Source organism: Pseudomonas sp. BBP2017, assembly GCF_003024385.1.
In the GTDB taxonomy this organism is placed as follows: Bacteria; Pseudomonadota; Gammaproteobacteria; order Pseudomonadales; family Pseudomonadaceae; genus Aquipseudomonas.
Map to the genome: position 1 here is coordinate 144,162 of NZ_PVZN01000009.1, position 25,173 is coordinate 169,334.

The 25,173-nt window shown below is 61.6% G+C and carries 19 protein-coding genes and 3 pseudogenes; 16 read left to right on the forward strand and 6 right to left on the reverse strand.

The genetic code is table 11. The features are described 5' to 3' along the window. Positions 1-21: 21 nt before the first annotated feature. Positions 22-1,059, reverse strand: a pseudogene (locus C6382_RS24665) (cache domain-containing protein); the annotation flags it as partial. Between the two features lie 235 nt (positions 1,060-1,294). Here C6382_RS24665 and bamE point away from each other — a divergent pair. Then, positions 1,295-1,549 carry an outer membrane protein assembly factor BamE gene (bamE, locus tag C6382_RS13545; protein ID WP_107024943.1) on the forward strand — a complete coding sequence of 85 codons (255 nt, stop codon included), beginning with the start codon at positions 1,295-1,297 and terminating at the stop codon, positions 1,547-1,549. Next, positions 1,546-2,121, forward strand: a complete 576-nt coding sequence (locus tag C6382_RS13550; RefSeq protein ID WP_107024944.1) for a lipocalin family protein — start codon at positions 1,546-1,548, stop codon at positions 2,119-2,121. Before bamE ends, C6382_RS13550 begins: the two co-directional genes overlap by 4 nt. A gap of 73 nt (positions 2,122-2,194) precedes the next feature. Here the strand turns inward: C6382_RS13550 and C6382_RS13555 are convergent, their stop codons facing one another. Continuing rightward, a complete protein-coding gene (locus C6382_RS13555; RefSeq protein ID WP_107024945.1) occupies positions 2,195-3,559 on the reverse strand; it encodes a formimidoylglutamate deiminase in 1,365 nt (454 codons plus the stop codon). A gap of 143 nt (positions 3,560-3,702) precedes the next feature. On the opposite strand from C6382_RS13555, the gene hutC reads away from it, so the two are divergent. From hutC to C6382_RS13625, 14 genes are all read left to right on the forward strand, one after another. Next, positions 3,703-4,413, forward strand: a complete 711-nt coding sequence (gene hutC / locus C6382_RS13560; RefSeq protein ID WP_178082777.1) for a histidine utilization repressor — start codon at positions 3,703-3,705, stop codon at positions 4,411-4,413. Continuing rightward, a complete protein-coding gene (locus C6382_RS13565) occupies positions 4,410-4,982 on the forward strand; it encodes a HutD family protein (protein WP_107024947.1) in 573 nt (190 codons plus the stop codon). The genes hutC and C6382_RS13565 overlap by 4 nt, the downstream gene beginning before the upstream one ends. Positions 4,983-5,280: 298 nt before the next feature. Next, the gene (hutU, locus tag C6382_RS13570; protein WP_107024948.1) at positions 5,281-6,960 is read left to right on the forward strand and encodes a urocanate hydratase; all 1,680 of its coding nucleotides are present in this window, start codon (positions 5,281-5,283) and stop codon (positions 6,958-6,960) included. A 67-nt stretch (positions 6,961-7,027) separates the two neighbouring features. Beyond that, the gene (hutH, locus tag C6382_RS13575) at positions 7,028-8,560 is read left to right on the forward strand and encodes a histidine ammonia-lyase (protein ID WP_107024949.1); all 1,533 of its coding nucleotides are present in this window, start codon (positions 7,028-7,030) and stop codon (positions 8,558-8,560) included. 143 nt (positions 8,561-8,703) lie between these two features. Next, positions 8,704-10,113 (forward strand): amino acid permease, encoded by a 1,410-nt coding sequence (locus C6382_RS13580; protein ID WP_107024950.1) that lies wholly within the window; start codon positions 8,704-8,706, stop codon positions 10,111-10,113. Positions 10,114-10,128: 15 nt separating this feature from the next. Beyond that, on the forward strand, positions 10,129-11,334 hold the full coding sequence (gene hutI / locus C6382_RS13585) for an imidazolonepropionase (protein WP_107024951.1): 1,206 nt from the start codon (positions 10,129-10,131) through the stop codon (positions 11,332-11,334). A 10-nt stretch (positions 11,335-11,344) separates the two neighbouring features. Then, positions 11,345-12,148 (forward strand): N-formylglutamate deformylase, encoded by an 804-nt coding sequence (gene hutG, locus C6382_RS13590; protein ID WP_107024952.1) that lies wholly within the window; start codon positions 11,345-11,347, stop codon positions 12,146-12,148. Positions 12,149-12,244: 96 nt separating this feature from the next. Further along, positions 12,245-13,216 (forward strand): prolyl aminopeptidase, encoded by a 972-nt coding sequence (gene pip, locus C6382_RS13595; protein WP_107024953.1) that lies wholly within the window; start codon positions 12,245-12,247, stop codon positions 13,214-13,216. Next, a complete protein-coding gene (gene dtd, locus C6382_RS13600; RefSeq protein WP_107024954.1) occupies positions 13,213-13,650 on the forward strand; it encodes a D-aminoacyl-tRNA deacylase in 438 nt (145 codons plus the stop codon). The genes pip and dtd overlap by 4 nt, the downstream gene beginning before the upstream one ends. Before the next feature lie 261 nt (positions 13,651-13,911). Continuing rightward, complete coding sequence (locus C6382_RS13605; RefSeq protein ID WP_107024979.1) at positions 13,912-15,627, forward strand: glucan biosynthesis protein G; 1,716 nt, start codon at positions 13,912-13,914, stop codon at positions 15,625-15,627. After that, the gene (gene mdoH / locus C6382_RS13610; RefSeq protein WP_107024955.1) at positions 15,620-18,193 is read left to right on the forward strand and encodes a glucans biosynthesis glucosyltransferase MdoH; all 2,574 of its coding nucleotides are present in this window, start codon (positions 15,620-15,622) and stop codon (positions 18,191-18,193) included. The genes C6382_RS13605 and mdoH overlap by 8 nt, the downstream gene beginning before the upstream one ends. Before the next feature lie 193 nt (positions 18,194-18,386). Beyond that, positions 18,387-19,187, forward strand: a complete 801-nt coding sequence (locus tag C6382_RS13615) for a transporter substrate-binding domain-containing protein (RefSeq protein WP_178082779.1) — start codon at positions 18,387-18,389, stop codon at positions 19,185-19,187. Between the two features lie 78 nt (positions 19,188-19,265). Next, on the forward strand, positions 19,266-20,228 hold the full coding sequence (locus C6382_RS13620; protein WP_107024957.1) for an amino acid ABC transporter permease: 963 nt from the start codon (positions 19,266-19,268) through the stop codon (positions 20,226-20,228). Next, positions 20,221-20,955 (forward strand): amino acid ABC transporter ATP-binding protein, encoded by a 735-nt coding sequence (locus C6382_RS13625; protein WP_038616999.1) that lies wholly within the window; start codon positions 20,221-20,223, stop codon positions 20,953-20,955. The genes C6382_RS13620 and C6382_RS13625 overlap by 8 nt, the downstream gene beginning before the upstream one ends. Positions 20,956-21,038: 83 nt before the next feature. On the opposite strand, the gene C6382_RS24670 is transcribed toward C6382_RS13625, so the two are convergent. The 4 genes and pseudogenes from C6382_RS24670 to C6382_RS24685 all read right to left on the reverse strand — a co-directional run. Further along, a complete protein-coding gene (locus C6382_RS24670) occupies positions 21,039-21,911 on the reverse strand; it encodes a methyl-accepting chemotaxis protein (RefSeq protein WP_371919620.1) in 873 nt (290 codons plus the stop codon). Beyond that, a pseudogene (locus tag C6382_RS24675) lies at positions 21,894-22,991 on the reverse strand (methyl-accepting chemotaxis protein); the annotation flags it as partial. The pseudogene C6382_RS24675 and the gene C6382_RS24670, both read right to left, overlap by 18 nt. A 242-nt stretch (positions 22,992-23,233) precedes the next feature. Then, positions 23,234-24,106, reverse strand: a complete 873-nt coding sequence (locus tag C6382_RS24680) for a methyl-accepting chemotaxis protein (protein WP_371919621.1) — start codon at positions 24,104-24,106, stop codon at positions 23,234-23,236. Between the two features lie 33 nt (positions 24,107-24,139). Further along, positions 24,140-25,153: pseudogene (locus tag C6382_RS24685) on the reverse strand (methyl-accepting chemotaxis protein); the annotation flags it as partial. Positions 25,154-25,173: the final 20 nt, after the last annotated feature.

Consider the following 25,173-nt stretch of genomic DNA (forward strand, 5'->3'; position numbering starts at 1 on the left):
ACGGATCGACTCATGGATGCGCTCGACAAAACGGTTGAACGACTGGCCGAGGCTGCCGAATTCGTCCTGGCCGTGAATGCGCAGGCGGCGGGTCAGGTCGCCTTCACCTTCAGCGATGTCGTGCATCGCCCGGCCCATGACGTGCAGCGGTTCCATCAGGACGCGGATCAGCAGGCCCAGCAGGGCGATGATGATCAGCACCGCAATCACCGTGGCGACAATCGCCGAGGTGCGCAGTTCGCTGAGCATGGCGAAGGCGAAGTCCTGGTCGAGCACCAGTGCCACATACCAGTCGGCTGAGGGCACGCCATTGACCTTGGTGAAGCTGATGAACTGCTGCTGACCCCCTTGTTCGGCCTCCTTGAGACCACTGCCGATCTGCGGAGTGTTCTTTGGGTAGGCCTCACTGAGGTTTTTCAGCACCAGCTTGCTGTCGGGGTGGACCAGGATCTTGCCGTCGCCGTTGACGATGAATGCCTGACCGTGACCGTCGAAGTCCAGGGCGTTGATGATTGCGCTGATGCTGTCCAGGTCGGTGTCGGCACCATTGACCCCGATCAGCTTGCCTTGATGTTGCACAGGCGTGGCCAGGGTAATCACCAGCTTGTTGGCGGAGGCCGAAATATAAGGTTCGGTGACGATGGTCTGGCCGGCGCTGCTGGCGGCCTTGTACCAGCCACGCACGCGTGGATCGTAGTCGGCGGGGCGGCTGCCCAGGGGCACCGACTGCATGTAGCCATCCTGGCCGCCGAAATAGGTCAGGAGGAAATTGTTGCCATACACCGGCAGGTTGAGGCTGTGGGTCAGGCTGTCTTTGCTGGCGCCATCGACGGCCACTTGCTGGGACAGCGACTGCAGGATCTGTATGCGGCTCTGCAGCCAGGTCTGGATGTTGCTGCTGGTCAAACTGCCGAGTTCGCGCATGGAGGCCTCGGTATTGCTACGCAGGGTCTGACGCTGGCGGTAATCGTTGAACAGGACAAAGCAGGTAAAGGCGACAGCGACCACCAGGGCGGCGGCGAGCAGAATCTTGTGGCTGAACTTCAGGTTTTTTGTCATTGCGGGGTCTGTCTGCACAAGGCGGGTCAACGGGGAGGGCGCGGCAATGCGTCGCAGCGTCTCCCTGTGTCGTCCGCTTTGGGCAAAAGATTAGTGCGGATGTGACGCTATGCGACCAAAGGCAGGGATTTGGCGTCAGGAAAGCGCTGAAGCTGGGGAACCAGAGTCGGTTTTTCCCTTCTAAGCTGTCGGTAGGCCATCGCGCCTGCACCCTCATGTCCAGGAGTGACCTTTCATGTCGTTGCGTTCCCTCGCCCTGTTGTCCTTGTGCGTATTTCTGACTGCGTGCAACAAAATCAACCAGGAAAACTATTCACAGCTCAAGGCTGGCATGGCCAAGGCCGAGGTCGAAAAGCTGCTCGGCACGCCGAAGGAGTGCTCCGGCGCCCTGGGCATGTCCAGTTGCACTTGGGGTGACGAGAAGAGCTTTATCAGCGTGCAATACGCCGGCGACAAGGTGCTGATGTACTCAGGACAGGGGCTCAAATGAAACCGCTACACCTGCTGCTGGCCCTGTGTATCGGCCTGGTCCTGGGTGGCTGTGCCAACTCGGGCACGGGGCCGATCCCGCCGAAGACGGTCGATAGCGTCGACTTCAAGCGTTACCAGGGCAAGTGGTTTGAACTGGCGCGCCTGCCGATGTTTTTCCAGCGCGATTGCGCCCAGTCCGAGGCCCACTACAACCTCAAACCTGATGGTACGGTCGGTGTGCTCAACCGCTGTCAGACCCTTGAGGGTGAGTGGCAGGAAGCCAGCGGCAACGCCACGCCCCAGGTTTCGGGCAAGACTGACAAACTCTGGGTGGAGTTCGACAATTGGTTCTCGACAGTGCTGCCGGGAATAACCAAGGGCGAATACTGGGTGCTGTATGTCGGCGACGACTATCAAACCGCGCTGGTTGGTAACCCGGATCGTAGGTACCTGTGGATTCTTTCGCGCACGCCGAACGTTCCGGCCTGGCAGCGGGAAAGCCTGCTGGCCAAGGCGCGTCAGCAGGGTTATGACACCAACCGCCTGATCTGGCGGGTGGCGGACAAGGACATGGTTGCGCACAAGCACTGAGGGCCTTATCGCGGGGCAAGCCCGTTCCCACAAACACACAAATCCTGTGGGAGCGGGCTTGCCCCGCGATAGCTCAGCCCAGCAAAGTCCGCAGCACCGCGGTAAATTCCCGTGCGCTGTCTTCTTCCTGGGCATGCCGCCCCTGGCGTACCACCCACTGGCCGTTGACCATCACATCACGCACTTGACGATCCCCTCCGGCAAATAACCAGCGGTTGAGAATCCCGTCTTCGCGAGTGGTCGCCAGGTACGGATCATCGCCATCGAGCACCAGCCAGTCAGCGCGCTTGCCCACCGCCAGTTCGCCGATCGGTTGTCCCAAGGCTTGGGCACCGCCGCTGAGTGCGGCATCGAAGAGGGTACGTCCAACCATTGGCTGGTCGCCGCGATACAGGCGGTTGCGGCGCTGGTCACGCAGGCGCTGGCCATACTCCAGCCAGCGCAGCTCCTCGACCACGCTCAACGACACATGGCTGTCAGACCCAATCCCCAGGCGACCGCCCCGGGCCAGGTAGTCCACTGCCGGGAAAATCCCGTCGCCGAGGTTCGCTTCGGTGGTCAGGCACAGGCCGGCGATTGCGCCACTGCGGGCCATCAGCTCGACTTCATCGGGTTCGGCATGGGTGGCGTGGATCAGGCACCAGCGCTGGTCGACTTCGGTGTTTTCGTACAGCCATTGCAGAGGACGGCGTCCGCTCCAGGCCAGGCAGTCATCGACTTCCTTCTGCTGCTCGGCGATATGGATATGCACCGGGCAGGCCTTGTCGCTGGCGGCCAGGACCTCGGCAATCTGCGCCGGGGTGACCGCGCGCAGGGAGTGGAAGCACAGGCCCAGGGCTTGCGCCGGTTGCTTGGCCAACAGCGGCGCCAGGCGTGCTTGCAGGCTCAGGTACTGTTCGGTGCTGTTGATAAAGCGCCGCTGGCCTTCATTCGGCGTCTGGCCGCCAAAGCCTGAGTGGCTATACAGCACCGGCAGCAATGTCAGGCCAATGCCGCTGGCGCTGGCCGCCTGGCTGATGCGCAAGGACAGCTCGGCCGGATCGGCATAGGCCTGGCCCTGAGCGTCATGATGCACATAGTGGAATTCTGCAACCGAGGTGTAACCGGCCTTGAGCATTTCGATGTACAGCTGACGGGCGATGACTTGCAGCTGTTCCGGGCTGATCTTGCCGACCAGGCGGTACATCAGCTCGCGCCAGGTCCAGAAGCTGTCATTGGGGTTGCCGGCGACCTCGGCCAGCCCGGCCATGGCGCGCTGGAATGCATGCGAGTGCAGGTTGGGCATGCCTGGCAACAACGGGCCGGCCAGACGCTCAGCGCCTTCAGCCGAGCCACCGGTCTGGAGGCTGGCCAGCAGGCCATCGGCGCCGACCTCGATTCGGACGTTTTCGGCCCAGCCGGTAGGCAGCAGAGCGCGCTCGGCAAAGAAGACGGACATCGACGCAGCACCTCATTGTGATTATTTGTATATACATATACAGACGTTTGCCTGCTGGGTAAACTCCGGCAAGCTACCGTTCATTCAACCGAACAAGGATATTTTCCGTGCCGACACCTCCTGTCTCCGCGCTGGTTGCCCAGATGGGCGAGGGGCCGGCGCCGCTGTATGCCCGGGTCAAGCAGATGATTGCCCAGCAGATCCAGAATGGCAGCTGGCCGCCGCACCATCGGGTGCCGTCGGAAAGCGAGCTGGTCAGCCAGCTGGGCTTCAGCCGCATGACCATCAACCGTGCCTTGCGCGAACTGACTGCCGAAGGGCTGTTGGTGCGCATGCAAGGCGTCGGCACCTTCGTCGCCGAGCCCAAGACCCGCTCGGCGCTGTTCGAGGTCAACAACATTGCCGATGAGATCGCCGCCCGTGGCCATCAACACACGTGCAAGGTGATCACCCTCGCCGAGGAATCTGCCGGCTCCGAGCGCGCCCTGGCCCTGGACATGCGTGAAGGCCAGCGGGTGTTCCACTCGCTGATCGTGCACTACGAAAACGGCATTGCCGTGCAGATCGAAGACCGCTTCGTCAACGCGCAGATCGCCCCGGATTATCTCAAGCAGGATTTCACCCGGCAGACGCCTTACGCTTACCTGTCCCAGGTTGCACCGCTGACTGAGGGGGAGCACGTGGTCGAGGCGATCCTCGCCGAGCCGGAAGAATGCCGCTTGTTGCAAATCGAACAGGGCGAGCCGTGCCTGTTGATCCGCCGCCGCACCTGGTCGGGTCGTCAGCCAGTGACTGCCGCTCGTCTGATTCACCCCGGTTCCCGTCATCGTCTGGAAGGACGCTTCAGCAAATGAGCCAGTTGCAGGTTTTACGCGCCAAAGACTACCCCCGCATGCCGTGGAAGAACGGTGGCGGCAGTACCGAAGAGATCACCCGTGATGCCGGCGAAGGCCTTGACGGTTTCGGCTGGCGCCTGTCGATTGCCGACATCGCCGGGTCGGGAGGTTTTTCCAGTTTCGCCGGTTATCAGCGGATCATCACCGTGCTTGAAGGCGAGGGCATGCGCTTGCAGGTCGATGGCCAGGCAACACGGCCGCTGTTGCCTTTCGATGCCTTTGCGTTCAGTGGCGAAAGCCAGGTCAGCTGCACCTTGCTCGGTGGTTCAATTCGCGATTTCAACCTGATCTACGCCCCCGAGCGTTACCGTGCGCGCCTGCAGTGGCTGGATGGCAGCCAGCGGGTGTTCAGCTCGGCCTCGACCCTGTTGCTGTTTGCCGCCGCTTCCCAGGTGGAAGTGACACTGGCCGGGCAGGGCGAGCATCAGCTCGGACGTTACGATTGCTTGCAGCTGCAAGATAACGCCAGCCTGCAGACTTTGAATGTGCAGGGCCGCTGCTGCCTGATCGAGCTGACGCCACACTGATTTTGTTATACCTCGGCCGAGCACCTCGGCCGAGGTTATTACCGATTGTCCCAATGTGGTGCAACGCCACTGGTCGGCTTCATTTCACCGTTTATCCCCTGAAATTTTTTTTCTGCTGATCAAAACCAGGTGCTGCGGGGCTCTAGCGTCTGCGTTTCAGCTTTGTAAGCGCTGGTCTGGAAGCGTTGGTATTTTGATTGCCTATGCTTGTACATACAAGTAAAGATGTGTTTGTATAAGCACCATCACACACCCAATGCCTGGGTTGGTTTGGACTGATCGCTTAGGAGCCATTTCCGTGACTGACAACAACTTCAAAAAATTCCGTGACGTCGAAATCCGCGCTGCACGCGGCAACAAGCTCACCGCCAAGAGCTGGTTGACTGAAGCGCCGCTGCGCATGCTGATGAACAACCTCGACCCGGAAGTCGCAGAAAACCCGAAAGAACTGGTGGTTTACGGTGGTATTGGCCGTGCCGCGCGTAACTGGGAGTGCTACGACAAGATCGTCGAGAGCCTGACCAACCTCAATGAAGACGAAACCCTGCTGGTGCAGTCGGGCAAGCCGGTCGGCGTGTTCAAGACCCACAGCAACGCCCCGCGCGTACTGATCGCCAACTCCAACCTGGTGCCGCACTGGGCCAACTGGGAGCATTTCAACGAACTGGATGCCAAGGGCCTGGCCATGTACGGCCAGATGACCGCCGGCAGCTGGATCTACATCGGCAGCCAGGGCATCGTTCAGGGCACCTACGAAACCTTCGTCGAGGCCGGCCGCCAGCACTACAACGGCAGCCTCAAGGGCAAGTGGGTACTGACCGCAGGCCTCGGTGGCATGGGCGGTGCCCAGCCGCTGGCGGCAACCCTGGCCGGCGCCTGCTCGCTGAACATCGAATGCCAGCAGAGCCGTATCGACTTCCGCCTGAGCAGCCGTTATGTCGACGAGCAAGCCAAGGACCTCGATGACGCCCTGGCCCGTATCGCCAAGTACACCGCCGAAGGCAAAGCCATCTCCATCGCCCTGCTGGGCAACGCCGCAGAAATTCTGCCTGAGCTGATCAAGCGTGGCGTGCGCCCTGACATGGTCACCGACCAGACCAGTGCCCACGACCCGCTCAACGGTTACCTGCCAGCCGGCTGGACCTGGGAGCAGTACCGCGACCGCGCGCAAACCGAGCCTGCGGCAGTGGTCAAAGCTGCCAAGCAATCCATGGCCGTACACGTCAAAGCCATGCTCGAGTTCCAGAAGCAGGGCGTGCCGACCTTCGACTATGGCAACAACATTCGTCAAATGGCCAAGGAAGAGGGCGTGAGCAATGCCTTTGACTTCCCGGGCTTCGTGCCGGCCTACATCCGTCCGCTGTTCTGCCGCGGTATCGGCCCGTTCCGTTGGGCGGCGCTGTCGGGTAACGCCGAAGACATCTACAAGACCGACGCCAAGGTCAAGGAACTGATCCCGGACGACACGCATCTGCACAACTGGCTGGACATGGCCCGCGAGCGCATCAGCTTCCAGGGCCTGCCGGCGCGTATCTGCTGGGTCGGTCTGGGCCTGCGCGCCAAGCTGGGCCTGGCGTTCAACGAAATGGTGCGCAGCGGTGAGCTGTCGGCACCGATCGTTATCGGCCGCGACCACCTGGATTCGGGCTCGGTCTCAAGCCCCAACCGCGAAACCGAATCGATGCGCGATGGCTCTGACGCTGTCTCCGACTGGCCGCTGCTCAACGCCCTGCTCAATACCGCCAGCGGCGCGACCTGGGTATCCCTGCACCATGGTGGTGGCGTCGGCATGGGCTTCTCGCAGCACTCGGGCATGGTCATCGTCTGTGACGGTACCGACGAGGCTGCCGAGCGTATCGCCCGCGTCCTGCACAACGACCCGGCCACCGGTGTCATGCGTCACGCCGATGCCGGTTACCAGATCGCCATCGACTGCGCCAAAGAACAAGGCTTGAACCTGCCGATGATCACCGGCTGATCTGCGGTAAATGGTTGATACTGATATCTATGCAGGCGTATACGCCTCACGAGTACGGAGCATTAACGTGACTGAATTGACCCTCAAGCCCGGCACCCTGACCCTGGCTCAGCTGCGTGCGATCTACCAGCAGCCAGTAAAGCTCAAGCTGGATGCCAGCGCCGATCAGCAGATTGACGACAGCGTCGCTTGTGTCGAGCAGATCCTGGCGGAAAACCGCACTGCCTATGGCATCAACACCGGTTTCGGCCTGCTGGCTTCGACCCGCATCGCCAGCCATGACCTGGAAAACCTGCAGCGCTCGCTGGTGCTGTCCCACGCCGCCGGCGTTGGCCAGCCTATCGATGATGCTCTGGTACGGCTGATCATGGTGCTCAAGGTCAACAGCCTGAGCCGTGGCTTCTCCGGCATTCGCCGCAAGGTGATCGACGCACTGATCGCGTTGATCAACGCCGAGGTCTACCCGCACATCCCGCTCAAAGGTTCGGTGGGCGCTTCCGGCGACCTGGCACCGCTGGCGCACATGTCGCTGGTACTGCTTGGTGAAGGTAAAGCTCGCTACAACGGCCAATGGCTGTCGGCCACCGAAGCGCTGGCAGTTGCCGGTCTTGAACCGCTGACCCTGGCGGCCAAGGAGGGGCTGGCGCTGCTCAATGGCACCCAGGCTTCCACCGCCTATGCCCTGCGCGGTCTGTTCGAAGGCGAGGATCTGTACGCCGCAGCGACATCGATCGGTGCCTTGACGGTCGAAGCGGTGCTGGGTTCGCGCTCGCCGTTCGACGCCCGCATCCATGCCGCCCGTGGTCAGCGCGGCCAGATCGATGCCGCCGCCTGTTACCGCGACTTGCTCGGTGACGGCAGCGAAGTCTCGGCCTCCCACGAAAACTGCGGCAAGGTCCAGGACCCGTACTCGCTGCGCTGCCAGCCACAGGTCATGGGCGCCTGCCTGACCCAGTTCCGTCAAGCTGCCGAGGTGCTGGTGATCGAAGCCAACGCCGTGTCCGACAACCCGCTGGTGTTCGCTAACGAAGGTGACGTGATCTCCGGTGGTAACTTCCACGCTGAACCCGTGGCCATGGCCGCTGACAACATGGCCCTGGCCATCGCCGAGATCGGCTCGCTGAGCGAACGCCGTATCTCGCTGATGATGGACAAGCACATGTCTCAGTTGCCGCCGTTCCTGGTGGCTAACGGCGGGGTCAACTCCGGCTTCATGATCGCCCAGGTGACCGCGGCCGCGCTGGCCAGCGAGAACAAGGCGCTGGCGCATCCGCACAGCGTCGACAGCCTGCCGACCTCGGCCAACCAGGAAGACCACGTGTCGATGGCTCCGGCTGCCGGCAAGCGTCTGTGGGAAATGGCTGAAAACACCCGCGGTGTGCTTGCCGTGGAGTGGCTGGCTGCAGCCCAGGGCCTGGACCTGCGCGAAGGCCTGAAAACCTCGCCGAAGCTGGAGCAGGCGCGGCAGACCCTGCGTGGCAAGGTCGCCTTCTACGAGAAGGACCGTTTCTTCGCGCCGGACATCGAGGCGGCCATCGCCCTGCTGGCCGAAGGCTCGCTGACCACCCTGCTGCCGGCCAAGGTCCTGCCTAGCCTGTAATGCCTCTGGGGTCGTTGCGTTATTCATCGCGGGGTAAGCCGCTCCCACTGTGGGAGCGGCGGTGCGGCGACCCGACTTGCCCCCCCGATGTTCGACAAACGGCCCGACCATCCTCACGACCAGAACAAAAATAAGGACGTGACATGCAAGAAGCTCAAGGTCTCAAGCGCGGGCTGACCGCGCGACACATTCGTTTTATGGCACTAGGCTCGGCAATCGGTACCGGGTTGTTCTATGGCTCTGCTTCGGCGATCCAGATGGCCGGCCCCGCCGTGTTGCTGGCCTACCTGATCGGCGGCGCGGCGGTGTTCATGGTTATGCGCGCACTGGGTGAGATGGCCGTGCACAACCCGGTCTCCGGCTCGTTCGGCAGCTATGCCACTACCTATCTGGGACCGATGTCGGGTTTCATCCTGGGCTGGACCTATGCCTTTGAAATGATCATCGTCTGTATCGCCGACGTGACCGCTTTCGGCATTTATATGGGCTTTTGGTTTCCCGAAGTTGCCCGTTGGATCTGGGTGCTGGGGATCGTCTTCCTCATTGGCGGCCTGAACCTGTGTAACGTCAAAGTCTTCGGCGAGATGGAATTCTGGCTGTCGCTGCTCAAGGTCGGTGCCATTGTCGCGATGATCCTGGGCGGCTTCGGCATCATGATTTTCGGCCTGAACAACGCCAGTGCCGGCAACACCGTGGGTATCAGCAACCTGTTCGACCATGGCGGCTTCATGCCCAATGGCATAGGCGGTCTGATCGCTTCCTTCGCCGTGGTGATGTTTGCCTTTGGTGGTATCGAAATCATCGGCATCACCGCCGGTGAGGCCAAGGACCCGCAGCGCGTGCTGCCCAAGGCGATCAACGCGGTACCGATACGTATCCTGCTGTTCTATGTCCTGACCCTGTTCGTGCTGATGTGCCTGTACCCATGGCCGCAGATCGGCAGCCAAGGCAGCCCGTTCGTGCAGATCTTCAGTAACCTCGGGATCGGCTCGGCGGCGACTGTGTTGAACATCGTGGTGATCTCGGCGGCAGTGTCGGCAATCAACAGCGATATCTTTGGTGCCGGCCGCATGATGTACGGCCTGGCCCAGCAGGGGCATGCGCCCAAGGGCTTCGCGAAAATCTCCCGTCACGGTGTGCCGTGGATGACCGTGCTGGTCATGGGTGCGGCCTTGCTCGGTGGCGTGGTGCTCAACTACCTGATTCCGGAAAACGTGTTCCTGCTGATTGCCTCGATCGCTACCTTTGCGACCGTCTGGGTCTGGCTGATGATCCTGGTGACCCAGGTTGCCATGCGCCGCAGCATGAGCCGTGAAGAAGTCGCCGAGCTGAAGTTCCCGGTGCCGTTCTGGCCGTACGGTCCGGCAGCGGCAATTGCCTTCATGCTGTTCGTGTTCGGCGTGCTCGGTTACTTCCCTGATACTCAGGCAGCGCTGCTGGTCGGCGTGGTCTGGGTGCTGTTCCTGGTCGCCTCGTACCTGCTGTGGTGCAGGCCACGGGCAGCCAAGGGCGAAGCGCCGCTGGCCCAGGATCCGTCCCAACTTCACCGCTAGAAACGGAGACATTGCATGAGAACCCTCTGGCAGCACTGCCATGTGGCGAGCATGGCCCAAGGCGCTTACTCGATTATCGAGGACGCGGCGATCATCACCAGCGCCGGCCACATCGAGTGGATCGGCCCGCGCCAGTCGCTGCCGGCGCTGAACGCTGACAGAAGCGTGGACCTGGGCGGCGCCTGGGTCACTCCGGGGCTGGTCGATTGCCATACTCACGCGGTGTTCGGTGGCAATCGCAGCGGCGAGTTCGAGCAGCGCCTGCAAGGGGTCAGCTATGCCGAAATCGCCGCACAGGGTGGTGGCATTGCCAGCACCGTGCGGGCGACCCGGGCGGCCAGCGAAGATGAACTGTTCAGCAGTGCTCGCCAGCGGGTCCAGGCGTTGATGCGTGATGGCGTCACCACCCTGGAGATCAAGTCCGGCTACGGTCTGGACCTTGCCAGCGAGCGCAAGCTGCTCAAAGTCATTCGCCGCCTCGGTGAAGAGCTGCCGCTGACCGTGCGCAGTACCTGCCTTGCTGCCCATGCTTTGCCGCCGGAGTACAAGGATCGGGCTGACGACTACATCAGCCATATCTGCGAGGTGATGCTCCCGGCCTTGGCGGCCGAGGGGCTGGTCGATGCCGTGGATGCATTCTGCGAATACCTGGCGTTCTCCCCGGATCAGGTCGAGCGGGTGTTCATCAAGGCCCGCGAACTGGGCCTGCCGATCAAGCTGCATGCCGAGCAACTGTCGTCTCTGGCAGGCTCCAGCCTGGCTGCGCGCTACCAGGCACTGTCGGCTGATCACCTGGAGTTCATGACCGAGGACGATGCCATTGCCATGGCCGCGGCCGGCACCGTGGCGGTGCTGTTGCCCGGTGCGTTTTACTTTTTGCGCGAGACCCAACTGCCACCGATGGATGCCTTGCGCAAACACGGGGTGAAGATTGCCATCGCCACCGACCTGAACCCCGGCACTTCGCCGGCGCTGTCGCTACGGCTGATGCTGAACATGGCCTGTACCCTGTTCCGCATGACCCCGGAAGAGGCTCTGGCAGGCGTCACCACGCATGCCGCCACGGCGTTGGGACTGGGCCACAGTCATGGCTCGCTGGAAGTCGGTAAAGTGGCGGACTTTGTTGCCTGGCAGATCGAGCGCCCGGCCGACCTATGCTATTGGCTGGGCGGCGACCTGCCTAAGCGGGTGGTACGTCTGGGCCGCGAAATTTTCAATTGAAGGAGGGCCTATGGACAAGGTACTGAGTTTTCACCAAGGCAGCCTGCCGCTGCTGATCAGCATGCCTCACGCTGGCCTGCGTTTGACGCCAGTGGTCAAGGCCGGGCTGGTAGCGCAGGCGCAAAGCTTGCCGGATACCGACTGGCATATTCCGCAGCTTTACGATTTTTCCCGTGAGCTGGGGGCCAGCGTGGTGGCCGCCGAGTACTCACGCTTCGTCATTGACCTGAACCGTCCAGATGACGACAAACCATTGTATGCCGGTGCTACCACTGGCCTGTACCCGGCTACCTTGTTCGAGGGCGAGCCGTTGTTCCAGGCTGGCAAGGAGCCGTCGGCAGAAGAGCGGGCGGAGTACCTGGAGGGTATCTGGCGCCCTTATCACGACACGATTCGTCGTGAGCTGGCGCGCTTACGCGAGCAGTTTGGCTACGCACTGCTATGGGATGCCCACTCGATCCGGTCGCATATCCCGCATCTGTTCGAAGGCAAGCTGCCGGACTTCAACCTGGGCACCTTCAATGGCGCCAGTTGCGATCCGCAACTGGCCGAACGCCTGCAGGGTGCCTGCGCCGAGGCCGGGCAGTACAGCCATGTGCTCAATGGCCGCTTCAAGGGCGGGCATATCACCCGTCACTATGGCGATCCGGCCAACAATATCCATGCAGTGCAGCTGGAGCTGGCGCAGAGTACCTATATGGAAGAGGTCGAGCCGTTCAGCTATCGCGAGGATCTGGCGCAGCCGACCCAAGTGGTGTTGAAGAAATTGCTGGAGACAGTGTTGGCGTGGGGGCAGGAGCACTACTCGCGCTGAAGCTATCGCGGGGCAAGATCAACACAGGTACATGCTCAAAGCGCAATTCAGGTTTATGATGCCCAACGGCAGAATAATTCCCACACGGAGTGCGTAATGCAGACCTTGTACCCGCAGATCAAACCCTACGCCCGGCACGATCTGGCCGTGGAAGCACCGCATGTGCTGTACGTCGACGAGAGCGGTTCGCCGGAAGGTCTGCCGGTGCTGTTCATCCATGGTGGTCCGGGCGCTGGCTGTGATGCCCAGAGCCGTTGCTACTTTGATCCCAACCTGTACCGGATCATCACCTTCGATCAGCGCGGCTGCGGTCGCTCGACCCCGCATGCCAGCCTGGAAAACAACACCACCTGGCATCTGATCGAAGACATGGAGCGCATCCGCAAGCACTTGGGGATCGAAAAATGGGTGCTGTTCGGCGGCTCCTGGGGCTCGACCCTGGCCCTGGCTTATGCCCAGACCCACCCCGAGCGCGTTCACGGCCTGATCCTGCGCGGCATCTTTCTGTGCCGCCCGCAAGAAATCGAGTGGTTCTATCAGGCCGGCGCCAGCCGTCTGTTCCCGGACTACTGGCAGGATTACATCGCGCCAATCCCGGCGGAAGAACGCAGTGACCTGGTCAAGGCCTTCCACAAGCGCCTGACCGGCAACGACCAGATTGCCCAGATGCATGCGGCCAAGGCCTGGTCCACCTGGGAAGGGCGCACTGCAACCCTGCGGCCCAACCCGCTGGTGGTCGATCGCTTTTCCGAGCCGCAGCGCGCGCTGTCGATCGCCCGTATCGAATGTCACTACTTCACCAACAATGCCTTCCTCGAACCGGACCAACTGATCCGCGACATGCCGAAGATCGCCCATCTGCCGGCGGTCATCGTGCATGGCCGCTACGATGTGATCTGCCCGCTGGATAACGCCTGGGAGCTGCACCAGGCCTGGCCGAACAGTGAGCTGAAGGTGATCCGCGACGCCGGTCACGCTGCTTCCGAGCCGGGTATCACCGATGCCCTGGTGCGTGCTGCCGACCAGATGGCCCGGCGCCTGCTCGACCTGCCCTTGGAAGAGGCATGAAGGGGCTGCTGCAACGTGTGCGTGGCGCACGGGTAGATGTCGAGGGCAAAACGGTAGGGGCAATTGACCAGGGGCTGTTGGTTCTGGTTGCGGTGGAGCCCGGTGATAGCCGGGCGCATGCCGACAAATTGCTGCACAAACTGCTCAACTACCGGGTGTTCAGCGATCCCCAGGGCAAGATGAACCTGTCGCTCAAGGATATTGGCGGTGGCCTGCTGCTGGTGTCGCAGTTCACCCTGGCCGCCGACACCCAGAGCGGCCTGCGCCCGAGCTTTTCCACCGCAGCGCCGCCAGCCCTCGGTGCTGAGCTGTTCGACTATTTGCTGGCCCAGGCCCAGACGCTACATGGCACGGTTGCCAGTGGTCAGTTCGGGGCTGACATGCAGGTGCACTTGATCAATGATGGCCCCGTAACATTTATGTTACAAATCTGACAGCAAAAAACCCCTGTTTGCAGGAAAACAAGGGGTTTTGTAGCATAAATAGTTTGTTCGGCCTGATGCGTTGTAACGCCGCCTGCTGGATAATCGCGCGCTATGTGGACCTGCGTTCGTGGGTTCGTTTTACTCTGACTTGAGACTGTCCGGAACCGTTTGGGGAATCATTGCGCCCTTTCGGAGTCCGAACAGTGCTCGCCAACCTGGCATATGTCGCTGGCCGTTGGTTTTTTGATCTGTTTTCGGCGAGGGTTGCTCGTGATTGTAAGTCCCTGTAATGCACCAAGAACCCCAGGCAATCGGCTGCGCAAGGCCTTGTTGGCGGGCGCAACGCTGGTAGGCCTGCTCAGCGCAGGTCAGCTCTGGGCGTTCAACCTTGACGATGTTGCGGCCAAGGCGAAGGATCTTGCCGGGCAGAAGTACGAAGCGCCGAAAAGCAATCTGCCCGCTGTGTTCCGTGACATGAAGTACGGCGACTACCAGCAGATCCGCTTTCTGCCGGAGAAGGCCGAGTGGGCCAAGGACAAGACCCCGTTCAAGCTGTCCTTCTATCACCAGGGCATGCATTTCGACACGCCGGTGAAAATCAACGAAGTTACCGCGACCAAGGTCGAGGAAATCAAGTACGACCCGAACCGCTTTGATTTCGGCAGCGTGCAGTTTGACCCCAAGGCCACCGAGAATCTCGGCTATGCCGGTTTCCGCGTGCTGTACCCGATCAACAAAGCCGACAAGCAGGATGAAATCATGACCCTGCTTGGCGCCAGCTATTTCCGCGTGGTCGGCAAGGGCCATGTCTATGGCCTGTCCGCCCGTGGCCTGGCCATCGATACCGCGCTGCCGTCCGGCGAAGAGTTCCCGCGCTTCACCGAGTTCTGGATCGAAAAGCCGAAGGCCACCGACAAGCACCTGGTGATCTACGCACTGCTCGACTCGCCGCGCTCCACCGGTGCCTACAAACTGACCCTGCGTCCGGGCAGCGACACCATTGTCGACGTCAAATCCAAGGTGTTCCTGCGTGACCACGTTAGCCGTCTGGGCATTGCCCCGCTGACCAGCATGTTCCTGTTCGGCGGCAACCAGCCTTCGAAGGTGCTCAACTACCGTCCAGCCCTGCACGACTCCGAGGGCCTGTCGATCCATGCCGGTAACGGCGAATGGCTGTGGCGTCCGCTGAACAACCCGAAACACCTGGCCGTGAGCAACTTCAGCGTCGAGAACCCGCGTGGTTTCGGCTTGCTGCAGCGCCAGCGCGAGTTCAGCCAGTTCGAAGACCTCGATGACAACTACCAGAAGCGTCCAAGCGCCTGGATCGAGCCTGTCGGCGACTGGGGCAAAGGTACTGTCGACCTGGTCGAGATTCCGACCGCCGATGAAACCAACGACAACATCGTTGCTTTCTGGAGCCCGGAAAAACTGCCGGAGCCGGGGACACCGTTCGAGTACGCCTACCGCCTGCACTGGACCATCGACGAGTCCGAGTTCCATTCGCCTAAGCTCGGTTGGGTCAAGCAGACCTTGCGCTCTACCGGTGACGTCAAGCAGTCCAACCTGATTCGTCAGCCGGACGGCAGCCTGGCCTTTTTGGTCGACTTCGAAGGTCCGGTGCTGGCTAAACTGCCAGAAGACACCGCTGTTCGTAGCCAGGTCAGTATTGGTGACAACGCGGAGCTGGTCGAGAACAACCTGCGTTACAACCCGGAAATCAAAGGCTGGCGCCTTACCTTGCGGATGAAGGTCAAAGACCCGAGCAAGTCCGTGGAAATGCGTGCAGCGCTGCTGCGTGACGTCCCGGTCGAGCCGGCCAAGCCAGCAAAACCGGCTAAACAGGACAAGGCAGCAGCCAAAACTGCCAAGGCCGAGAAGCCTGCCGAGCAACCTGCCGCCGACGCGGCGTCCACCACTGGGGCACCGGCCACCACCGAACAGGTGTTGACCGAGACCTGGAGCTATCAGTTGCCTGCCGATGAGTAACTCTCAAGCACGGCCAGAATCGCTTGGCGAATACCTGGCCCATTTACCACTGAGCGATGAGCAGCGGGCGGAACTTGCCAGCTGCACCTCGTTCAGCGAGCTGCATCAACGTTTGTCGGCCCAGCCGGGCACTCGCGACACCGAAGCCGTACAGGCTTCGGTCGGCGAGCGGCTGACCCTGAACAGCGCCCAGGACATGCACGACGCCGAGATGCTCGCGGTCGATGGCAGTGGCCGGGTGTGCCTCAAGGCCACGCCGCCGATCCGTCGTACCCGGGTGATTCCCGAGCCATGGCGCACCAACATCCTGATTCGCGCCTGGCGCCGCCTGACCGGGCGTACCAATGCCCCGCCCCCAGCCAAGCGTGAGCTGCCCAAGGCCCGCTGGCGCTGGGTCGGCTCCATGCGTCGCTACATCCTGCTGGCGCTGATGCTCGGTCAGACCATCGTTGCCGGCTGGTACATGAAAGGCATCCTGCCGTACCAGGGCTGGTCGTTCGTCGATCTCGACGAAATCACCCACCAGTCGTTGCTGCAGACTGCCACGCAGGTCTGGCCTTACGCACTGCAGACCAGCATCCTGATCCTGTTCGGTATCCTGTTCTGCTGGGTATCGGCCGGTTTCTGGACCGCGTTGATGGGCTTTCTCGAGCTGCTGACCGGCCGCGACAAGTACCGCATCTCCGGCAGCAGTGCCGGTAACGAGCCGATCGAGGCCGGTGCGCGTACCGCCATCGTCATGCCGATCTGCAACGAAGATGTGCCACGGGTGTTTGCTGGCCTGCGCGCAACCTTCGAGTCGGTTGCCGCTACCGGTGACCTGGACCGCTTCGACTTTTTCGTGCTCAGTGACACCAACGACAGCGATATCGCTGTGGCTGAACAACAGGCGTGGCTGGAAGTCTGTCGCGAGGCCAAGGGCTTCGGGCGGATCTTCTACCGCCGCCGTCGCCGCCGGGTGAAGCGCAAAAGCGGCAACCTCGACGACTTCTGCCGTCGCTGGGGCGGCGACTACCGTTACATGGTGGTCCTCGACGCCGACAGCGTGATGAGTGGCGAATGCCTGACCAGCCTGGTGCGCTTGATGGAAGCCAACCCGGATGCCGGGATCATCCAGACCGCGCCGAAAGCGTCGGGCATGGATACCCTGTATGCGCGCATGCAGCAGTTCGCGACCCGCGTCTACGGCCCGCTGTTCACCGCTGGCCTGCACTTCTGGCAGCTCGGTGAGTCGCACTACTGGGGCCATAACGCGATTATCCGCATGAAGCCGTTCATTGAGCACTGCGCCCTGGCGCCGTTGCCGGGCAAAGGTGCGTTCGCCGGTGCGATCCTCTCCCACGACTTCGTCGAAGCCGCGCTGATGCGCCGTGCCGGCTGGGGCGTGTGGATTGCCTACGATCTGCCGGGCAGCTATGAAGAATTGCCGCCGAACCTGCTCGACGAGCTCAAGCGCGACCGGCGTTGGTGCCACGGCAATCTGATGAACTTCCGCCTGTTTCTGGTCAAGGGCATGCACCCGGTGCACCGTGCGGTGTTCCTCACCGGGGTGATGTCGTACCTGTCGGCGCCGTTGTGGTTCTTCTTCCTGGTGCTGTCGACAGCATTGCTGGCGACCAACACCCTGATGGAGCCGCAGTACTTCCTTGAGCCGCGTCAGCTCTATCCGTTGTGGCCACAGTGGCACCCGGAGAAGGCCATTGCGCTGTTCTCGACCACCATCGTGCTGCTGTTCCTGCCCAAGCTGCTCAGCGTCATTCTGATCTGGGCCAAGGGTGCGAAAGAGTTCGGCGGGCGCTTCAAAGTGACCTTGTCGATGTTGCTGGAGATGCTGTTCTCCATGCTGCTGGCACCGGTGCGGATGATTTTCCACACCCGCTTCGTACTGGCCGCGTTCCTCGGCTGGGCCGCGACCTGGAACTCGCCGCAGCGTGACGATGACTCCACCCCGTGGAGCGAAGCGGTGCGCCGTCATGGTCCGCAGACCTTGCTGGGTGTGGCCTGGGCCTTGCTGGTGGCGTGGCTGAACCCGAGCTTCCTGTGGTGGCTGGTGCCAATTGTCGGTTCGCTGATGCTGTCGATCCCGGTGTCGGTGATCTCCAGCCGGGTGCACCTGGGCCTGCGCGCCAAGGACGAGAGCCTGTTCCTGATTCCTGAGGAATACGCCACGCCTCACGAGTTGCTGGCAACCGACCAGTACACCCACGAGAACCGCTGGCATGCCATGCATGACGGTTTCGTCCGGGCCGTGGTCGACCCGCAGCAGAATGCTCTGGCCTGTGCCTTGGCCACCGCCCGTCACGGCGTCGCGGCACCGATCGAATCGCTGCGTGCCGAGCGTATCGGCCAGGCACTGGACCTTGGCCCAAGCGGCCTGGACGGCAACACCCGTCTGGCATTGCTCAGCGATCCGGTCGCTTTGGCGCGCTTGCACACGCGGGTCTGGGCCGAGAGCAACGAGGCCTGGTTGGGCGTCTGGCGTCAGTCGATCGCCAACGACCCGCACTCGCCGTTGTTGCCGTTGCATCCGGAGCCTGTGGCGCAGCCTTCATTGGCCAGCGCCTGACTTATCGCGGGGCAAGCCTGCTTCCACAATCCCTGTGGGGGCGGGTTTGCCCCGCGATTTGTTTCATCCCTTTTTCTGATACCCACAACGCCGCCCATGCGTTAGCATCCCCCTCGAATATCTCGCACCCGTCTGTAGGACGGTTCGCGCCAAAAATAAAATTCGAGCTTTCTTGCTGGGGGATCTGGTGATGTTGAAAAAATATCTGTCGATGCTGCTGGTCGGCGTTACCGCGCTGATGGCAGTCAGTGCTGCCCAGGCAGCCGGCGCCATTGATGAGGCGGTCAAGCGCGGCACCCTGCGTGCAGGCATGGACCCTACCTACATGCCGTTCCAGATGACCAACAAGCGTGGCGAGATCGTCGGCTTCGAAGTCGATATCCTCAAGGCCATGGCCAAGTCCATGGGCGTCAAGCTGGAGATGGTCTCCACCTCCTACGATGGCATCATCCCGGCACTGATGACCGACAAGTTCGACATCATCAGCAGCGGTATGACCCTGACCCAGGAACGCAACCTGAAGCTGAACTTCAGCGAACCCTTCATCGTTGTCGGGCAGACCCTGCTGATCCGCAAGGAACTGGCGGGCGAGATCAAGTCCTACAAAGATTTGAACAACGAGAAGTACCGCCTGACCTCCAAGCTCGGCACCACCGGCGAGATGGTTGCCAAGAAGCTGATCGGCAAGGCCAAATACCACGGCTACGACAACGAACAGGAAGCGGTGATGGACGTGGTCAACGGCAAGGCTGACGCCTTCGTCTACGACGCGCCGTACAACGTGGTTGCAGTGAACAAGGCCGGTGCCGGCAAACTGCTGTTCCTGGACAAGCCGTTCACCTTCGAGCCGCTGGCCTTCGGCCTGAAGAAAGGTGATTACGACAGCCTTAACTTCATCAACAACTTCCTGCACCAGATCAAGCACGACGGTACCTACGATCGAATCCACGACAAGTGGTTCAAGGACACCGCCTGGCTCAAGGACATGGAATAAGGCCGGGGTACCCCGCCCGGTTTGAAACCCGACGCGCAGGCAGGTCCTGCGCGTTCGCTTTTACGGAAGTACCCTCAATTGATCAAACACAAGAAAGCCCAGTGGCCCTGGCACGGGCTGACCGCGCTGGTCCTGGTGGGCCTGGCACTGAGCCTGTATTACGCCACCTCGATGATTTCCTACGAGTGGAGCTGGAACCGGGTGCCGCAGTACTTCGCCTACCAGGCCGAAGTCGCCCAGCGCGCCAGCGACAATGGAACCATCGAATCGATTACGCCCAAAGGTGACATGGCAAGCGTCACCCTGCGTGACGAGAGCGGCGCCGAGCAGGTGTTCGACGTCGAGCTGGCCAGTGTGCTGCTGTCGCGTGGCGACGATGTTAGCGAAGGCGACCTGATCGGTGTGACCCATCACTGGGCCGCCGGACCGTTGGCCTGGGGGCTGTGGACCACTGTCTGGATCTCGGTGGCCTCTGGCGTGCTGGGTCTGGTCATTGGCCTGTTCGCCGGATTGTGCCGGTTGTCGAGCAACCCGACCCTGCGTGACCTGTCCACGGTCTACGTCGAGTTGGTGCGCGGCACGCCACTGCTGGTACAAATCTTCATTTTCTACTTCTTCATCGGCACCGTGCTCAACTTGTCCCGCGAGTTCGCCGGGGTTGCAGCACTGGCACTGTTTACCGGCGCGTACGTGGCCGAGATCGTCCGCGCCGGTGTGCAGTCGATTGCCAAAGGGCAGGGCGAGGCGGCTCGCTCGCTGGGCTTGAGCGCTGGCCAGTCGATGCGGCACGTGGTGCTGCCACAAGCGTTCAAGCGCGTTCTGCCGCCGCTGGCCGGGCAGTTCATCAGCCTGGTCAAGGACACCTCACTGGTGTCGGTGATCGCCATCACCGAACTGACCAAGAGCGGGCGCGAAGCGATCACTACCTCGTTCTCGACCTTCGAGATCTGGTTCTGTGTTGCCGGCCTGTACCTTTTGATCAACCTGCCGCTGTCGCACATGGCCAGCCGGCTTGAGCGGAGGCTTGCGCAAAGTGATTGAAGTCCGTGATCTGGTAAAAGTCTTCGATACCCGTGGCCAGGTGGTGCGCGCGGTCGATCACGTCAGTACCAACGTGGCCAAGGGGGAAGTGTTGGTCGTACTCGGACCTTCGGGATCGGGCAAATCGACCTTCCTGCGCTGTCTCAATGGCCTGGAGTCGTTCGATGAGGGCACGGTGGCGATCGATGGCCTGCAACTGGCTGACCCGAAGACTGACGTCAACGCCTATCGCCGTGAAGTCGGCATGGTGTTCCAGCACTTCAACCTGTTCCCGCACATGACCGTGCTGGAGAACCTGTGCCTGGCGCAGAAGGTGGTGCGCAAGCGCGGCAAGGCCGAGCGTGAGGCCAAGGCCCGGGCGTTGCTGGAGAAGGTTGGCATTGGCCAGAAAGCCAATGAATACCCTTCGCGCCTGTCCGGTGGTCAGCAGCAGCGGGTCGCCATTGCCCGTGCCCTGGCGATGGACCCGAAGGTGATGCTGTTCGATGAGCCGACCTCGGCACTCGATCCGGAAATGGTCGGTGAAGTGCTCGATGTCATGAAAACCTTGGCGCTGGAAGGCATGACCATGGTCTGCGTGACCCACGAAATGGGCTTTGCCCGCGAAGTGGCGGACCGCGTGCTGTTCTTCGATCATGGAAAACTGCTGGAAGACTCGCCGCCCGAGGCGTTCTTCACCTCCCCGAAAGACCTGCGCGCCCAGGCGTTCTTGCGCCAGGTGCTGTAGGACCGGTGGGAGCGGGCTTGCCCCGCGATTGCGGTGTGTCAGTAACATCGCAATCGCGGGGCAAGCCCGCCCACCACCAGAGGTTATAGGTTGAAGCGGCCGACCAGCGTCTGTAGCTGACGCCCGAGCCGCGCCAACTCGACGCTCGACGCTGCTGTCTCTTCACTGGTCGTACTGGTCTGGTCCGACACTTCGCGGACATTGATCACGCTGCGATTGATTTCCTCGGCCACTGCGCTTTGTTCCTCGCTGGCAGTAGCAATCTGCTGGTTCATGCCCTGGATGTTCGATACTGTGCGGGTAATCTGCCCCAATGCATCACCGACCCTGCGGCTCAGCTCGACACTGTCGCGGGTCAGGATCTTGCTGCTGTCGAGCAGGCGGGTGACCTGATCGGTGCCGTCATGCAGGTTGCCAATCAGTTGTTCGATTTCCTCGGTTGACTGCTGGGTGCGCTGGGCCAGGCCACGGACTTCGTCGGCGACCACGGCAAATCCGCGACCGGCCTCTCCAGCCCGCGCCGCTTCAATGGCGGCGTTCAGGGCCAGCAGGTTGGTTTGCTCGGAGACCGACTTGATCACATCAAGAATGCTGCCGATGCGCTGGCTCTCGCCGGCCAGTTGATGCATGGCATCGATCGAGTGGTCCATTTGCCGGGCCAGCTGTTCGATCTGCTCCACGGCCTCACCGACCACTTGGTCGCCCAGTTGCGCCTGCTGGTCAGCCGTGGTCGCCGCCTGCGAGGCCTGTTCAGCGTTCTGCGCCACTTCGTGAACCGTTGCGCTCATCTGGTTCATGGCTGTGGCAACCTGATCGGTTTCGTCTTTTTGCTGGGCGATCCTGACTTTGGTCTGCTCGCTGACCGCAGCCAGTTGTTCGACTGCCGAGGACAGCCGGGTGCTGCCCTCGCCGATACCTCCAATCAGCTCGCGCAGGCTCAGGGTCATGGCCTGCATGCTGTTTTGCAGTTGGCCCATTTCGTCGCGGCGTTGCACGGTCTCGGTCAGTTGCAGGTCGCCTTGGGCAATACGTGCGGCCTGGGCCAGGGTCTGTTTAAGTGGTGCGGTGATTTGCAGGCTGATCAACCAGGCTGCCAGGCTGCCGAATAGCAAGGCCAGTGTGGCCTCGGCGGTCAGTACGCTCTGGGCCTGGACGGCTTCGGCGTCGCGCTGTTCGATCTGACGGTCACTCAGTTTGCGGCTGGCGTCGCGAAGCTCGATGCCTAGCTGTTCCAGCGTGCCTTGCACGCTCTCCACGGCGATGGCGGCCCGGCGATACTGATCAAGGCTGTCCTGGTAGCGGCTCAGTGCTGCGCGCAGGTTTTCCCGGGTGCTGGCGGCCAGACCGTGGGTTTGCATCAGGTGCGCCAGCTGCTCGAAGGTCTGCCGGCTGGCATCGAGCGCCGCCTGACCAACGCTGGCGAACTGCTCCAGGGGGGCGAAGGTATAGGCCGGCACCAGGCTTTGTTGATTGGCAACTTCGACATGCCGGGCAAGTGCTTCGGCCAGGTTCAGGACCTGGCTCTGACTGGCCAGCTGGCTCTCGCTACGCATGTTCTCCAGTGCTTGGTCCGCGACCTCATCGACTAGCTCGGCGAGGCGCTGTTCGGCACCTTGCATGGCTTGCTGGCGTGTCTGGCGCAAGGCCACGGCCTGTTGTAACTGTGCAAAGTCCAGGGTAAAGCGCTGCACCGTTTGCAGCTTGCCGGCGATCATCTGCCGGTCTTCGGACGCTGCATAACGATCCGGCATTGCCGTGAGCAGTTCCTGCAGGGCCTTCAGCGACAGCTCGATCTGAGCCTTGCTGTGCGCATCATTGAGTACCCGAAAGGTGATGCGCTCGGCCCTGAGGTCCTTGCCGATGTCATTGAGGCGGGCGATTTCCTGAAGCTTTTCCGAACGCAGGATGGCGTCGTCCAATGCACGCCAGCCGCTGAGGGTGATCAATAGGGTCAGTAACAGCACCAAGGCAAAGGCCAAGGTCAGTTTCAGTCTGACGCTCATGTTGCCTAGCATCCGATTCACAGGTCCGAACATGGAGGTCTCCAGCAATTGAGGAATGACCGGCGCCAGGACGAGGGTCAGGGCGCCGCCCCTTGCTCATCGGCTGGCTGCGGGCGAGCTGGACCTGCAAACGATGTAGGAAAGTTCTGTGGTTAACCTAAGGAAAATGGTTGAAGTGGCGGGAGGGTGTAGGAAGGTTGCCCAAGGGCAAACAGCAGAAGACTCTCAGTATCCCAACCTGTGCTGCCCGAACGGCTAGCACAGGTTGTTTAACCTCAGAGCTGGAATTTGCCGACCAGGCCCTGCAGATGGGTACCCAGGCGGGCCAGTTCGACGCTGGAGGCAGCGGTTTCTTCGCTGGCAGCGGAGGTCTGGTCCGATACATCGCGCACATTCATCACGCTGCGGTTGATCTCTTCCGCCACGGTGCTTTGTTGCTCGGCCGCTGCGGCGATCTGCTGATTCATCGCCTGGATCGAGGAAACGGTACGGGTGATGGTGTCCAGCGAGGTGCCAGCGCGACGGGTGAGCTCGACGCTGCTGTCGGTCAGGTTACGGCTGGCATCAATGCTGCTGACGACCTGTTGGGTGCCACTTTGCAAGCCGGCAATCAACGCTTCAATCTCTTCAGTTGATTGCTGGGTGCGCTGGGCCAGGCTGCGCACCTCATCGGCCACCACGGCAAAGCCGCGGCCGGCTTCCCCGGCGCGGGCGGCTTCGATCGCTGCGTTGAGGGCCAGCAGGTTGGTTTGCTGGGCCACCGACTTGATCACATCGAGCACGCTGCCGATCTTGTCGCTCTCGGTCTTGAGCTGGCCCATGGCTTCGCTGGAGTGGTTCATTTCATTCGCCAGGCGTTCGATCTGGCTGAGGGCTTCACCGACTACTCGATCACCCTCACGGGCCTGCTGGTCGGCCACCAGCGCTGCTTCAGAAGCCTCTTCGGCATTGCGTGCGACTTCTTGCACGGTAGCGGCCATCTCGTTCATGGCGGTGGCCACTTGATCGGTCTCGACCTTTTGATTGTTGACCCCGGCGCTGGTCTGCTCGGTCACCGCCGACAGCTCTTCAGCGGCACTGGCAATTTGCGTGACACCATCGCCAATGCCGCCGATCAGCGTGCGCAGGCTTACAGTCATGCGTTGCATGCTGTGTTGCAGTTGGCCAAGCTCGTCCCGACGCTCGACGTTGAGGTCTTGGCGCAGGTCGCCACTGGCGACCCGGTCGGCGGCGTTCAGGGTCTGGCGCAAAGGGATGATGATCTGGCGGGTAATGGTCAAGGCAGCGAGCAGGCCAAACAGCAGGGCCAGGGCGGTGGCCAGGGCGAGCATCAACTTGGCGTTTTGCGACTCGTCATCGCGCGCCTGGGTCAGGTCGCTGGTGAGTTGCTGGCTTTGTTCGATCAGGATCTGGCCCTGTACGGCCATCTGTGCCGACGCCTGTTCTGTCGCGACCTGCGCAACACCGAACTGGACCACGGCTGCACGGTAGTTGTTCAGGGCACCTGCCGCTTGCTGGAGGCTGCTGGTGAAGTTCGCTGGCAAGACTCCCGCCAGGGTCGTCAGTTGTTCGATTGCCTGGTCGATGGCATCGAGTGCGGTCTGTTGGAGCTCGGCATTGTTGCTGTAGGTGTAACCCCGGACCTCGAACCGCGCCTCTTGTAGCAATTTGCTGGCTGACATGACGCTGTTGAACAGGTGCAGATTAGTGTCACCCTGCAGCAGCTGCTGCTGAACCTCGACGATCAGAGCGGCAGCCTGCTCGGCGGTGCTGCCGAGTACTTCGCGGCTTGCTTGGCGTTGCTGGGCAGCCTTGTCGGTAATGCCCAGCGCCTGGCGGTACTGCCGGGCGGCTTCTTGCTGCTGTTCGAGACGCTGGCGGTCCTGTGGGCTGGTAATAAACTGATCGACTTGCTGTAGTTTTTGCTCGAGTTTCACCACCGCGCTGTTGAGGTGCTGCGCGGGAGATTCGCCACCTTGGAGTTGGTAGCCCTGCCGAGCAACGCGCAGTTCCAGGGTGGCCTCAAGTACCTGGGAGATAGCGCTGAGGGTGTCACTGCGGTGGGTGATGCCATTGATGCCCTGCCAGCCGGTCAGGCTGATTGTCAGGGTCAGTAGCAGGACCAGGCCGAAGCCGATTCCGAGTTTACGATTGACGCTCACGTTACCCAGATGTTGCGCTAACCAACGGTACATGGTGGGGCTCCATTGCAATC

Coding starts and splice junctions, on each gene's coding strand:
- bamE (WP_107024943.1), top strand. CDS start 1,295: ATGTCGTTGCGTTCCCTCGCCCTGTTGTCCTTGTGCGTATTTCTGACT.
- C6382_RS13550 (WP_107024944.1), top strand. CDS start 1,546: ATGAAACCGCTACACCTGCTGCTGGCCCTGTGTATCGGCCTGGTCCTG.
- C6382_RS13555 (WP_107024945.1), bottom strand. CDS start 3,559: ATGTCCGTCTTCTTTGCCGAGCGCGCTCTGCTGCCTACCGGCTGGGCC.
- hutC (WP_178082777.1), top strand. CDS start 3,703: ATGGGCGAGGGGCCGGCGCCGCTGTATGCCCGGGTCAAGCAGATGATT.
- C6382_RS13565 (WP_107024947.1), top strand. CDS start 4,410: ATGAGCCAGTTGCAGGTTTTACGCGCCAAAGACTACCCCCGCATGCCG.
- C6382_RS13580 (WP_107024950.1), top strand. CDS start 8,704: ATGCAAGAAGCTCAAGGTCTCAAGCGCGGGCTGACCGCGCGACACATT.
- hutI (WP_107024951.1), top strand. CDS start 10,129: ATGAGAACCCTCTGGCAGCACTGCCATGTGGCGAGCATGGCCCAAGGC.
- hutG (WP_107024952.1), top strand. CDS start 11,345: ATGGACAAGGTACTGAGTTTTCACCAAGGCAGCCTGCCGCTGCTGATC.
- pip (WP_107024953.1), top strand. CDS start 12,245: ATGCAGACCTTGTACCCGCAGATCAAACCCTACGCCCGGCACGATCTG.
- dtd (WP_107024954.1), top strand. CDS start 13,213: ATGAAGGGGCTGCTGCAACGTGTGCGTGGCGCACGGGTAGATGTCGAG.
- mdoH (WP_107024955.1), top strand. CDS start 15,620: ATGAGTAACTCTCAAGCACGGCCAGAATCGCTTGGCGAATACCTGGCC.
- C6382_RS24670 (WP_371919620.1), bottom strand. CDS start 21,911: ATGCAGGCCATGACCCTGAGCCTGCGCGAGCTGATTGGAGGTATCGGC.
- C6382_RS24680 (WP_371919621.1), bottom strand. CDS start 24,106: ATGCAACGCATGACTGTAAGCCTGCGCACGCTGATCGGCGGCATTGGC.